Raw genomic sequence first — 12,366 nt, 5'->3', positions numbered from 1 at the left:
CACCGATGTGGCGCGGGTGGCCGGGGTGTCGGTCGCCACGGTCTCCCGCGCCCTTCGGGGACTCGACCGGGTCTCCCCCGAGACCCGTGAACGGGTCCTGCGCGTCGCGCAGGACCTCGACTACGTCGCCTCCCCCACGGCGACCTCCCTGGCCTCCGGGCGCACCCGCGTCGTCGCGGTCGTCGCGCCGTTCCTCACCCGCTGGTTCTTCGCCACGCTCGTGAGCGCGATCGAGAAGTCGCTGCGGGCCAAGGAGCACCACGTCATCCTCTTCGACCTCGAGGACGACACGTACGACCAGCGCCTCCCCCTCTCGCAGAACATGCTGTGGAAGCGGGTCGACGGCGTCATCACCCTCAACGTGCCGATGTCGCCCGAGGAGGTCGAGCTCGTCGACCGGCTCGGGCTGCCGCTCGTGGCGATCGGCTCCCCCGTCCCCGGCCGGGCCTGCGTGCGCATCGACGACCGCGCCACCATGCGCATCGCCGTCGAGCACCTCGCCGGCCTCGGGCACACGCGCATCGGCTACATCGGCGCGGTCCCGCAGAACGCCGCCCACATCCAGACCCCGCAGGACCGGCTCGAGGCCTTCCGCGAGGCCGTCCGTGAGCGCGGGCTCGTGTGCGAGGACGCGTGGGTCCTGGGCTCGGACTGGACCGCCGAGGCCGCGGCCCGCGACAGCATCGCCCTGCTCTCCGGGTCGAACCGGCCCACGGCGATCGTCGCGGCGTCCGACGAGATGGCGATCGGGGTGCGCGAGAGCGCCCGTCGCCTCGGGTTGGGCGTCCCTGAGGACCTGTCGGTCATCGGTGTCGACGACTACGTGCTGTCCGGCGTGCTCGGGCTCACGACCGTGCGCCAGGACGTCGCCGGCCAGGGCCACCGTGCCGCCGAGATGCTCCTGGCCACCCTCCTCGACGGGGAGAAGAGCATCGACGAGGTCGTCATGCCGACCGAGCTCGTCGTGCGCGACTCCACCGGTCCGGTCCCCGTCACGGCCTGACGCCCTCCGTCAGTTGACGGGGCCGTCGCCGCTCAGCTCGTCGACGTCGCGCAGGTAGGTCTTCTTCGCGCGCAGGCTGCGGTTGGCGAACCAGGTGATCGCCCAGAGGACGACGCCGCCGGCGAGCAGCCAGCCCGCGATCGTGTACTGCAGCGGGTCGCGACCGGTCCACGGACCGACGAAGAACGCGCACAGGGCCGCACCGAGGAGCGGCAGCACGGTCGGCGCGACGAAGTGCTCGCGGTCGATCCGGTCCTTGCGCAGGACGAGGACGCAGATGTTGACGATGGTGAACACCCCGAGCAGGAGCAGCGCGGTCGTGCCTCCGAGCGCCCCGATGACCTCTCCCTCGGCGTTCTTCGTCACGATGGTGATGAGCCCGACCGCGATCGCCGTGGTGAACAGGATGGCCGCCCACGGCGTCTGCCGGCGCGGGTGGACCTTGCCGAGGAACGGGGGCAGGACCTCCTGGTGGGCCATCCCGTAGAGGAGCCGGCTGGCCATGAGCATGTTGATCAGCGCCGAGTTGGCGACGGCGAACATCGAGATGAACGGCAGCAGCTTGTCGATGGGGACACCGGGCGCCGCGGTCTCGACGACGGTGACGAGTGGGGTGTCGTTGCTCGCCAGCTCGCCCACCGGGACGATCGCGACGGCGAACAGCGCGACGAGGACGTAGATCGTGCCCGTGATCCCGAGGCCGGTGAGCATCATCTTCGGGAAGTTGCGGACCGGGTCCTTGGTCTCCTCGGCCATGTTGACCGAGTCCTCGAAGCCGACCATCGCGAAGAAGGCCAGCGAGGTCGCGGCGGTGACGGCGAGGAAGGCGTTCTTGTCGCCCGGGCTCTGGAAGACCATGGTCCGGCTGAAGTCGGTCTTGTCGGCGAAGAGCGCGTAGAACCCGACCATGATGACGAGCAGCAGCCCCGAGAGCTCGACGCAGGTGAGGACGATGTTCGCCTTCACCGACTCGCCGACACCGCGGAAGTTCACCGCCGCGACGAGGGCCATGAAGGCCAGGGCGATGAGGAGGATGAGGTTGCTGTTGTCGCTGTCGAGGCCGAAACCCTTGGCGAAGTTCGAGGCGAAGGCCCGCGAGGCCGTCGACGCGCTCGTGATGCCCGAGCACATCACCGTGAAGCACACGATGAACGTCACGAAGTGGATGCCGAACGCCTTGTGCGTGTACAGCGCCGCGCCCGCCGCCCGCGGGTACTTCGTCACGAGCTCGAGGTAGCTGAAGGCCGTGATCATCGCGATGCCGAACGCGACGAGGAACGGCGCCCACGCCGCCCCGCCGACCTCCGAGGCGACCTCGCCGGTCAGCGCGTAGACCCCCGTGCCGAGGATGTCCCCGACGATGAAGAGCAGGAGGAGCTTGGGTCCCATGACCCGCTTGAGCTGGGTCTCCTCCTCACCCGCGACGGGCTCGTTCCCCTGGTCGACCGTCGTGCTCATCGTGCCCTCCTCCGTGGCGCCGTGGCGCCCGCCTGGACTGCGTCGTCGCCTCACTGTGGCCGAGGACGGGCGTGTCGGCAACCACAGCGCGCGGCGTGGCGCCGCAGGTCAGGCGTCGATGCGCTCGCGGTCGAGGGCGTGGGCGGAGTCGATGATGAAGTCCTTGCGCGGGCCGACGTCGCCGCCCATGAGCAGCTCGAAGACGGCGGTGGCCGACTCGAGGTGGGCCGCGGTGACCTTGCGCAGGGTCCGGTGCGCGGGGTCCATCGTCGTCTCGGCCAGCTGGTCGGCGTCCATCTCGCCGAGGCCCTTGTAGCGCTGGATCGGCTTGACCTTCTTGCCCCGCTTGGTCAGCGACGCCATGGTCCGGCGCATCTCGGCCTCGGAGTAGGTGTAGATGACCTCGTTGGCCTTCGAGCCCGCGTTGACGACCTCGATGCGGTGCAGCGGCGGCACGGCGGCGTAGACCCGGCCGGCCTCGACGAGCGGGCGCATGTAGCGGAAGAACAGGGTGAGCAGCAGGGTGCGGATGTGGGCGCCGTCGACGTCGGCGTCGGTCATGATGATGACCTTGCCGTAGCGGGCCGCCTCGAGGTCGAAGGTGCGACCCGACCCGGCGCCGATGACCTGGATGATCGCGGCGCACTCGGCGTTGCCGAGCATGTCGGTGACCGAGGCCTTCTGGACGTTGAGGATCTTGCCGCGGATCGGCAGCAGCGCCTGGTGGTCGCTGCTGCGGGCGAGCTTCGCGGTGCCGAGGGCGCTGTCGCCCTCGACGATGAACAGCTCGGTGCGATCGACGTCGGAGCTGCGGCAGTCGGCGAGCTTGGCCGGCAGCGACGAGGACTCGAGGGCCGTCTTGCGGCGCTGGGTCTCCTTGTGCAGCCGCGCGCTGATCCGCGACTTCATCTCGGCCGTGACCTTCTCGAGCAGGGTCGCGGCGTGCTGCTTCTCGGGGCGCTTGGTGGAGGTGAGGATCGCCGTGAGCTCCTTCTCGACGACCTTGGCGACGATGGCGCGCACCGCGTTGGTGCCGAGGACCTCCTTGGTCTGGCCCTCGAACTGCGGCTCGGAGAGACGGACGGTGACGACGGCGGTGAGCCCGGCGAGGACGTCGTCCTTCTCGACCTTGTCGGAGCCGACCTTGAGGCGGCGGGCGTTGAGCTCGAGCTGGCGGCGGAACACCTTGAGCAGGGCCTGCTCGAAGCCGGCCAGGTGGGTGCCGCCCTTGGGCGTGGCGATGATGTTGACGAACGAGGACACCCGCGTCTCGTACCCGGCGCCCCACCGGACGGCGACGTCGACGCCGCACTCGCGCTCGACCTCGGTGGGGGTCATGTGGCCCTTGGCGTCGAGGACCGGGACGGTCTCGGTGAAGGTGCCGCTGCCCTGGAGGCGCCACACGCCGGTGACCTCGGGGTCGGGGGCGAGGTACTCGGTGAACTCGGAGATGCCGCCGTCGTGGAGGAAGACCTCCTCGACCGGCTCGTCGCCGCGCTGGTCGCGCACGACGATCGTCAGGCCGGGGACGAGGAAGGAGGTCTGGCGCGCGCGGGACAGCAGGCCCTCGACGTCGAAGCCGGCGTCCTTGAGGAAGATCTGCGCGTCGGACCAGTACCGCACCCGGGTGCCCGTGACCCCGCGCCGCGTCGTGCCGATGACCTCGAGGACGCTCTTGTCGACGTACGGGGTGAACTCGTGGTCCGGGTCCTTGGTGCCCTTGGCGCCGGCGACGTCGGAGAAGGTGCCGGGCTCGCCGCGGCGGAAGCTCATCGCGTAGGTCTTGCCCCCGCGGTCGACCTCGACGTCGAGGCGCGAGGACAGCGCGTTGACGACCGAGGCGCCGACGCCGTGGAGCCCGCCGGATGCGGTGTAGGAGCCGCCACCGAACTTCCCGCCGGCGTGCAGGCGGGTGTAGACGAGCTCGACGCCGGTGAGGCCGGTGCGCGGCTCGATGTCGACGGGGACACCGCGCCCGTTGTCGCGGACCTCGACCGACCCGTCGTGGTGAAGGGTGACCTCGACCCGGTCGCAGTGGCCACCGAGGGCCTCGTCGACGGAGTTGTCGATGATCTCCCAGAGGCAGTGCATGAGGCCGCGCGAGTCGGTGGAGCCGATGTACATGCCGGGACGCTTGCGCACGGCCTCGAGGCCCTCGAGGACCTGGAGGTGGTGGGCGGTGTACTCGGACGCGGACTTGCTCGTCGCGGTCTTCTTGGCAGCGGTCGCAGGCACGTGAGGCAGGGTAGTCGCCGCCCCCGACGGCCCCGCGCAGGCTCACCGGCGGCCGGGGGGCCACCCACCGCGGGGGCCCGGAGCGCGATCGGCCGTCCGGCCCACCCGGCTCCACCGGGTGGGGTGCGGGGGTCCACCGGAAGGTCACGATCCGGACATGAGCGTGTCTCACCCCACACCACCTGCAGGGTGGGAAGAGGAACGCGTGGTTGACTGTTGCAACGGGCCCGATCCACCTGGGTCGAGGTCACCGAACCACCTGCATGACCCCCGAGCGAGCCGAGGAGGCCGACGTGAACGCCGCACTGGCACCCGCCCTGACCGCCGCGGAGCGCTGTGACCGCTGTGGAGCCCAGGCGTACGTCCGCGCCACCCTCCACGCCGGCGGCGAGCTCCTGTTCTGCGCCCACCACGGGCGCGAGCACATCCCCGCCCTCGTCGGCCTCGCCGACATCCTCGACGAGAGCGAGCGCCTCCTCGAGCCGAGCTCCGCGGGCGACAACGCCTGACGGTGGGCGCGCTCACCGATGACGTCCGCGTCATCGTCCCGCCGATCCTCGTCGTCCTCGGACTCATCGGCATCGTCGTCCCGGTCCTCCCGGGTCTCCTCGTCGTCCTCGGCGGGGTCCTGCTCTGGGCCGCCCTCACCGGGACGGGCCTGGCGTGGGGCATCTTCGCCGCCTGCGTCGTCGTGGCGGTCGTCGGCTACGCCCTCCAGTACCTCCTGCCCGGACGCCGGATGAAGGAGCGGGGGGTCGGCACGTCGACCCTCGCCCTGGCCGTCCTCGCCGGGATCGTCGGCTTCTTCGTCGTCCCGGTCGTCGGGGCGATCCTCTTCTTCGTCCTCGCGATCTTCCTCGTCGAGAACGCCCGCAGCCGGGACCGGTCGGTCGCCTGGACGCGGACCAAGCACGCCATGGCCGCGGTGGCGCAGAGCATCGGCATCGAGCTCGCCGCGGGCCTGGGCATCGCCGGCCTCTACGTCGTCGGCCTCGTCGCCTCCTGACCCCCGCACCGAGAAGGGCCCCGTCCGCCGTGGACGGGGCCCTTCTCGGTGTCGGCGGGAGGCCCGGCCTCACCAGTTGTTCTGGCGGCGCTCCCAGCGCTCGTCGAGCTTGTCCATGAACGACTTCTGGCCACCCTTGCGGCGGGCGGCGCGCTTGGGGGCGGGCCCGGCGGTGCCGTCGGGACGGACGACGCCGAGGGCGGCCCGGCGGGGCGGCGTGGCGGCGAAGACGGCGGAGGCGACCATCACGGCGAACCCGATCGCCCCGACCCACATCGTCGTGTTGACCCCGACGAGGACGAGGCCCAGACCTGCGAGCACGCCGATCCCACCCAGGACCCAGCGGCGTCGCTGGACCGAGGCCAAGGTGCTGCCCTGCATCTGCGAGGCGAACTTGGGGTCCTCGGCAGCGAGCGCGTGCTCCATCTGCTCGAGCATCTTCTGCTCGTGGTCTGAGAGCGGCACGGAACCTCCCGCGGTCGGCCCGGAACCGTCCGGCGGACGGTTCCACGGTGGTGCTGAGCCCTCAGGATAAATCCCCACGTCGCCCTGTGGAAGCGGATGCGTCACGTTGGACGAGACTGGCCGGCCGAACGGCCCCCGAACCGAACCGCGAACGGGCCCGGTCGACGGCCCTGTCGGCGTCACGCCACCCGTGTTCTGGCTCGCCGATGACCCCCTGGATGGGGGTGTCGGCGACGTCGACGAGCCCGGTCATCCGCACCCCGACGAGGCGGATGCGGGCCCGCTGGAGCCCGAGGGCGTCGAAGAGCGAGACCGCGGCGGTGTGGATGGCCCGGCCGCTGTCGGTGGGCTCGCGCAGGGTCCGGGCCCGGGTGATCGTCGTGAAGTCGCTGAACCTCACCTTGAGGGTCACGGTCCGGCCCGTGAGGCCGGCGGCGCGCATCCGGGCGGCCGTGCGCTCGCTGAGGCCGAGGAGGCGGCGGTGGATCTCGCGCGCGTCGTCGATGTCGGCGTCGAAGGTCTCGTCGCTGCCGACGCTCTTCTCGCGCTGCTCCCGCTCGACGCCCCGGGGGTCACGGCCCCACGACAGCTCGTGGAGGTGGCGGCCCGTGGCGTCGCCGAGGCCGCGCACGAGGGTGTCGAGCGGGGTGTGCGCGATGTCGGCGACGGTCCGCAGGCCCAGGCGCAGCAGGGCCTCCTCGGTGCGGTCGCCGACTCCCCACAGGGCCCCGACGGGCAGCTGCTGGACGAAGGGGACGACCTCGTCGCGCGGGACGACGACCATGCCGTCGGGCTTGGCCAGCCCCGAGGCGAGCTTGGCGACGAACTTCGTCGGGGCGACGCCGACCGAGCAGGTGATGCCCTGCTCGTCGTGGACGGTGTCGCGGACCTGCTGCCCGATCGTCGCCGGGCTGCCGAGCCGCCGGACCGCCCCGGAGACGTCGAGGAAGGCCTCGTCGAGGGAGAGCGGCTCGACGACGGGGGTCACCGCGCGGAAGACCTCCATCACCGCGGCGGAGATCGTCGCGTAGAGGCCGTGCTCGGGGGGCAGGACGGTCGCCTGGGGGCAGAGCCGGCGGGCGCGGGCCATCGGCATGGCCGAGGCGACCCCGTAGCGGCGGGCCTCGTAGGTCGCCGACAGCACGACGCCGCGGTTGCCGCCACCGATGATGACGGGCGTCCCGACGAGCTCGGGGTGGCTGAGCAGCGTCGCGGACGCGTAGAAGGCGTCCATGTCGACGTGGAGGATCGTGCAGCCGGTGTCGTCGGGCGGCTCGCTCGAGGCCCGGCCGGGGAGGGCGAACTGGCGGCGGCTCATCCGTGGACCCCCCGGCCGTCAGTCCCGCGTCGCGAGGACGTGCCGGACGCTGCCGAGCGCCCCGAGGAGGGCGGCGTGGCGGGGGTGGTGGCTCGCGACGTCCTCGAGGGAGAGCAGGGCGGTGCGGTCGGCCTCGGAGTCGACGAGGGCCGAGGGGACGAGGTCGCTGAAGATCCGCACGCCGTGGCTGTCGACGGGCGTGAGGCCGTGGGTGCGCAGCAGCTCGAGGACGTCGGCCTCGTCGTAGCGGCGCGGCGCGGGGTCGTCGTCGCCCCAGCGGCCGTCGGGGCGCTCGAGGATGGCCTGGGCGCGGGCGAACTCGCCGGCCACGGCCCGGGCCAGCGCGGCCGGGAGCCGCTGGGCGACGACGAGCGAGAAGGTGCCACCGGGGTCGAGGACCGCGGCGAGGTTGGCGACGGCGGTGTCGGGGTCGTCGACGACCTCGAGGGTGCCGTGGAGGCAGACGAGGTCGTAGGAGGCACGCGTGCCGTCGGGACCGGGGTGGACGACGGTGTCGGTGTCGCCCTGGACGGGGTGGACCCGCGCGGAGGTGCCGGTCTCGGCGGCGCGACGGCGCAGCGAGGCGAGGGCGTCGGGGCTGGGGTCGACGACGGTGACGTCGTGGCCCGCCACCGCGAGCGGGACGGCCGTGCCACCGGTGCCGCCGCCGACGTCGAGGACCCGCAGCGGGCGGCCGAGCTCGGCGCGGCGGCGCGTCGCCACGGCGTCGAGGGCTGCCTGGACCGCGACGGTGCGCAGCCCCGGCTGGGCCCCGGCCCGGCGGGCTCGGCCACGGTCGTCGGCCACGGATCGGCTCCCTCGAACGGTCGGTCTGGTGTCGTCACCACCCTAGTGTCCGGAGCTGCCGGGGCTCGCGTGCCACAGCTTGCGCGAGGGCAGCGCCGGGGACGTCGCCGCCGCGGGCACGACGACCTGCCCGGGAGCCCCACCCGTGCGGCGTGGTGTCCCACCCGGGTGGTCGAGGACCGGGAGGACGGGCACCCCGCGGCCGGAGCGGGGGTCGGCCCCCGGCGGCTTGATGTCGGCGTACGGCGACTGCCTGAACCCCGACGCGTGGACGAGCACCCGGCGCCCGGTGCGCTCGTCGGAGGCGCGGGCCGCCTCCTCGGCGGCCTCGGCGCGGGCCACGGCGTCGGACTCCCCCGCCGCGATCGCCGCGTGCACGGCCGGCAGCCCGCCGAGCTGCCACGCGTCCCACAGCGCCGCGAGCTCCCAGGCCCCGGTGGCCCGGATGGAGACGCCGCGCTCGCCGGTGCGGCGCAGCACCCCGCGGACGAGGAGCAGCCACGAGTGGAAGACGACCCCGGCGTAGGGGCCCTGGACGTCCTCGAAGAAGGTGCAGTCGGAGGGTCCGGTGCCGTCGTCGAGGGTGAGGAAGACGACCCGCCGCCCCGAGCGCACCGGTGGGGTCTGGGTGGCGACCTTGACCCCGGCGACCCACACCTCGCTGCGGCTGCGGGCACCGAGCAGGTCGCGGCTGCGGGTGACCCCGAGCGCGCGCAGGAGCGGGTCGTAGAACTCGACGACGTGGGCCGAGACGTCGAGGCCGAGGACGTCGAGCTCGGCGCGGACCCGCTCGGGACCGGTCATCTCGGGGAGCCCGGCCCCCGCGACGAGCCGCGGCCGGTCGCCGAGGTCGAGGGTGAGCTGGGTGGGCTGCCGGTCGGCCGGGACGACCGCCCGGGCGGCCTGCGACTGGGCCGCGGCGCGGTCGCGGACGTCGAGGCCCGCGGCCTCGAGCTCGCGGGGTTGGCTCACCGGGACCGCCCGGCGCCGGCTCGTGCGCGGCGGCGCCCCGCCCGAGCGCTCCCACCGCTCGAGCTCGGCGACGTGGAGAAGGAGGTCGCGGCGGGTGACCCGCCCGCGCCGCCCGAGCCCGGTCCCGACGGTCCCGTGGAGGGCGTCGAAGGCCCCGGCGAGGACGAGCCGCTCGACGACCGGCCGGCTGACCCGCGCCCGGGCCCAGAAGTCGCCGAGGTCGGTGTAGGGCTGCCCGGCGACGACCCGGGCGACCTCGGCCTCGCTGATCCCCTTGACGTCGGCGAGGGAGAGCCGGATGCCGAACCGCTGGCGGGTGCGCCGCCACGCCGGGAGCGCGGCGTCGGCGCGGTCGGTGGCGGCGTCCTCGGCGTCGTCGGCGGCCGACCCGGCGGGCGGGTCGACGTCGTCGGGGACGGGCGAGACCTCGTCGACCCGCTCGACCCGGTAGGTGTCGCCGCAGGCGTTGACGTCGAGCCCGAGGACGGGGATCCCGAAGGTGCGCGCGTCGTCGAGGATGAGCCGCTTGGGGTACATCCCGGGGTCGTGGGTGAGGACCCCGGCGAGGAAGGCCGCCGGGTGGTGGGTCTTCAGCCACGCGGAGTGGAAGGTCGGCAGGGCGAAGGCCGCCGCGTGCGCCTTGCAGAACCCGAAGCTCGCGAAGGACTTGAGGACCTCCCAGATGCGGTCGCGCTCGGCGGGGGTGTAGCCGCGGGCCGTCGCCGCCGGGCGCCACCACGCCTCGACCTCCTCCTGGCCCTTCGGGGTGCCCATGCTGCGGCGCACCTCGTCGGCCTGGGCGAGGGAGACCCCCGTGGTCTCGGCGACGATGAGGAGCACCTGCTCGTGGAAGACGACGACGCCCTCGGTCTCGGCCAGCGCCGGGATGAGCGTGGGGTGGAGGAAGCGCTTCTCGCGCCAGCCGTGCCGGCTCTCGAGGAACGGCGTGATCATGTCGGACTTCACCGGCCCGGGCCGGAAGAGCGAGATGTCGACGATGAGGTCGTCGAAGCGGCTCGGGCCGAGCTTGCCGACGAGCTCGCGCTGCCCGGGGCTCTCGATCTGGAACATCCCGAGGGTACGGGTGGTGCGGATCAGCTCGTAGGTGGCCTCGTCGTCGTGGGCGACCTGCTCCTCGTCGTCGAGGTCGACCCGCTCCCCCGTGACGCGCGCGACCTCGGCGACCGCGTGCGCCATCGCCGACTGCATCCGGATGCCGAGGACGTCGAGCTTGAGGAAGCCCAGGGTCTCGACGTCGTCCTTGTCGAACTGGGTCATCGGGAAGCCGAGCCAGCTCGCCTCGACGGGCGTGCGGTCGAGGAGGCCGGCGTTGGACAGCACGACCCCGCACGGGTGCAGCGCGATGTGGCGGGGAAGGCCGTCGAGACCCTCGACGAGGTCGAAGAAGGTCGCCAGGCGCGGGCTGTCGAGGCCGCGGCTGCGCAGCTCGGGCAGGTCGGCGATGGCGTGCCGGGCGTCGCGGGCCCGGATGTGCGGGAACGCCTTGGCGATCTCGTCGACCTCGCCGGGGGGCATCCCGAGCGCGGCGCCGACGTCGCGCACGGCGTGGCGGACCTTGTAGGTGTCCATCATCGACACGCACGTGACCCGCTCGCCGCCGAAGCGGTCGAGGACCGCCTCGTAGATCTCGGTGCGCCGGGCCGACTCGACGTCGACGTCGATGTCGGGCAGCTCGGCGCGCAGGGGCGAGCAGAACCGCTCCATGAGGAGGCGGTGCCGGATGGGGTCGACGCCGCTGATGCCGAGGAGGTGGTTGACGAGGCTCCCGGCCCCCGACCCCCGGGCCGCCACCCGCACCCCGCGGGCCCGGATGAGGTCGGTGACCTCGGCGACGGTGAGGAAGTACGTGGGGTAGCCGAGCGCCCGGACGACCTCGAGCTCGTCGTCGAGGCGCGCCTCGACGACCCGCAGCCCCGCCTCGTCGACGCCGGGGTACCGCGTGCCCACGGCGGCCCGGCAGCGCTGCGTCAGCACCTGCATCGGGTCGGTCCCGGCGGGGATGCCGAGGATCTCGGCCTCGGGCAGGTGCACGGCGCCGATGCCGAGGTCGTGGCGGTCGTCCTGGGTGCACTCGCCGGCGAGGAGGGTCGTCATCGCGAGGAGCCGGTCGGCGCGGGCGCGGTCGCCGGAGGTGACCTCGAGGGCGGCGGCGTGCATCGCCGCGGTGCTCGCGAGGTGGCCGGCGTCGGTGACCCGGTCGAGGTGGCGGGAGTCGAGGACGACGAGGCGGCGGGCGGCGTCGAGGACGTCGACGGTGCGGACCTGCTCGGGCTCGGCGTGCCGGACCGCCGCCGTGAGGACCGCGGGCACCCCCGCCTCGTCGGCGAGGCCGAGGAGGTGGGCGGCGTGGGAGCGGCAGCCCGGGGTGCCCTCGGGACCGCCGTGGAGGACGACCTCGAGGGCGAGGCCGTCACGCGGGAGGAGGGCGCGCCACCCCGCGAGGAGGTGGCGGGCGCGCTCCCTGCGGCCGGCGAGGACGGCCCGGCCGACGTCGGAGTCGGGGCCGAGGAGGACGAGCAGGCGGCTCGGGCCGGGCCGGTCGGCGGCGGGGCGGGCCCAGGTGCGCAGCAGCTCGGGGGTGGTGACGGGGACGCCGCGCTCGCCGCGCAGGTGGGTGGCGGTGGTGAGGCGGCACAGGGCGGCCCAGCCGACGCCCGGCGCGGTGCCGCCGCGCCGGCCGCGGGCCAGGACGGTGACCCGGGGGCGGCGGGGGTCGACGATGGCGCCGCCGCGGGCGGGGGTCCGGGCCCGCGGACCCCCGGCGGGACGGTCGGCGAGGTCGACACGGTCGGTGAGGTCGGCGCGGTCGACGGGGTCGGCCCGCTCGCCCCGCCCGCGGCGGTCGCCCTCGGGCAGCCGGAGCGGCTCGACGGCGAGGTCGACCCCGAGGACCGGCGCGATCCCGGCCCGGGTGCAGGCCGTCGCGAAGCGGACCGCCCCGTAGAGGCCGTCGCGGTCGGTGAGGGCGAGGGCCGGCTGTCCGTGCGCGGCGGCGCGCTCGACGAGGTCGCCGGGCATCGAGGCGCCGTAGCGCATCGAGAAGCCCGAGGCGACGTGGAGGTGGGCGAAGCCGTCCACGGT

At 73.7% G+C, this 12,366-nt stretch carries 9 protein-coding genes; 3 read left to right on the top strand and 6 right to left on the bottom strand.

Annotation, left to right across the window (positions count from 1 at the left end; genetic code table 11):
• Nucleotides 1–7 precede the first annotated feature (7 nt).
• Entirely contained in the window at nt 8–1,003 is a 996-nt protein-coding gene (locus tag ACFWN3_RS18435; RefSeq protein WP_377642150.1) for a LacI family DNA-binding transcriptional regulator, read from the top strand.
• Between the two features lie 9 nt (nt 1,004–1,012).
• Here the strand turns inward: ACFWN3_RS18435 and ACFWN3_RS18430 are convergent, their stop codons facing one another.
• Both ACFWN3_RS18430 and ACFWN3_RS18425 read right to left on the bottom strand, forming a co-directional pair.
• Nucleotides 1,013–2,461 carry an APC family permease gene (locus tag ACFWN3_RS18430; RefSeq protein ID WP_377642148.1) on the bottom strand — a complete coding sequence of 483 codons (1,449 nt, stop codon included), beginning with the start codon at nt 2,459–2,461 and terminating at the stop codon, nt 1,013–1,015.
• Between the two features lie 108 nt (nt 2,462–2,569).
• On the bottom strand, nt 2,570–4,696 hold the full coding sequence (locus tag ACFWN3_RS18425; protein WP_377642146.1) for a type IIA DNA topoisomerase subunit B: 2,127 nt from the start codon (nt 4,694–4,696) through the stop codon (nt 2,570–2,572).
• 293 nt (nt 4,697–4,989) lie between these two features.
• Here ACFWN3_RS18425 and ACFWN3_RS18420 point away from each other — a divergent pair, with 293 nt between their 5' ends.
• Together ACFWN3_RS18420 and ACFWN3_RS18415 are read left to right on the top strand one after the other, a co-directional pair.
• Nucleotides 4,990–5,205 (top strand): hypothetical protein, encoded by a 216-nt coding sequence (locus tag ACFWN3_RS18420; RefSeq protein WP_377642144.1) that lies wholly within the window; start codon nt 4,990–4,992, stop codon nt 5,203–5,205.
• Nucleotides 5,206–5,207: 2 nt separating this feature from the next.
• On the top strand, nt 5,208–5,702 hold the full coding sequence (locus tag ACFWN3_RS18415; RefSeq protein WP_377642142.1) for a DUF456 domain-containing protein: 495 nt from the start codon (nt 5,208–5,210) through the stop codon (nt 5,700–5,702).
• Between the two features lie 69 nt (nt 5,703–5,771).
• Here ACFWN3_RS18415 and ACFWN3_RS18410 read toward each other — a convergent pair whose 3' ends face one another.
• The 4 genes from ACFWN3_RS18410 to ACFWN3_RS18395 all read right to left on the bottom strand — a co-directional run bounded on the left by ACFWN3_RS18410 (nt 5,772) and on the right by ACFWN3_RS18395 (nt 12,363).
• The gene (locus ACFWN3_RS18410; protein WP_377642141.1) at nt 5,772–6,167 is read right to left on the bottom strand and encodes a DUF3040 domain-containing protein; all 396 of its coding nucleotides are present in this window, start codon (nt 6,165–6,167) and stop codon (nt 5,772–5,774) included.
• 61 nt (nt 6,168–6,228) lie between these two features.
• The gene (dinB, locus tag ACFWN3_RS18405; RefSeq protein ID WP_377642139.1) at nt 6,229–7,485 is read right to left on the bottom strand and encodes a DNA polymerase IV; all 1,257 of its coding nucleotides are present in this window, start codon (nt 7,483–7,485) and stop codon (nt 6,229–6,231) included.
• Between the two features lie 18 nt (nt 7,486–7,503).
• On the bottom strand, nt 7,504–8,292 hold the full coding sequence (locus ACFWN3_RS18400; RefSeq protein ID WP_377642137.1) for a class I SAM-dependent methyltransferase: 789 nt from the start codon (nt 8,290–8,292) through the stop codon (nt 7,504–7,506).
• Between the two features lie 42 nt (nt 8,293–8,334).
• Nucleotides 8,335–12,363, bottom strand: a complete 4,029-nt coding sequence (locus ACFWN3_RS18395; RefSeq protein WP_377642135.1) for a DNA polymerase III subunit alpha — start codon at nt 12,361–12,363, stop codon at nt 8,335–8,337.
• Nucleotides 12,364–12,366 lie beyond the last annotated feature (3 nt).

Origin of the sequence: Oryzobacter terrae (genome assembly GCF_042756445.1) — a bacterium.
In the GTDB taxonomy this organism is placed as follows: domain Bacteria; phylum Actinomycetota; class Actinomycetes; order Actinomycetales; family Dermatophilaceae; genus Oryzobacter; species Oryzobacter terrae.
The sequence above is the reverse complement of the archived record's forward strand: the minus strand, read 5'-3'. Positions and strand labels throughout refer to the sequence as shown.

Excerpts from the sequence above, each read along its gene's own strand:
- ACFWN3_RS18430 (WP_377642148.1), bottom strand. The coding sequence starts at position 2,461 with ATGAGCACGACGGTCGACCAGGGGAACGAGCCCGTCGCGGGTGAGGAG.
- dinB (WP_377642139.1), bottom strand. The coding sequence starts at position 7,485 with ATGAGCCGCCGCCAGTTCGCCCTCCCCGGCCGGGCCTCGAGCGAGCCG.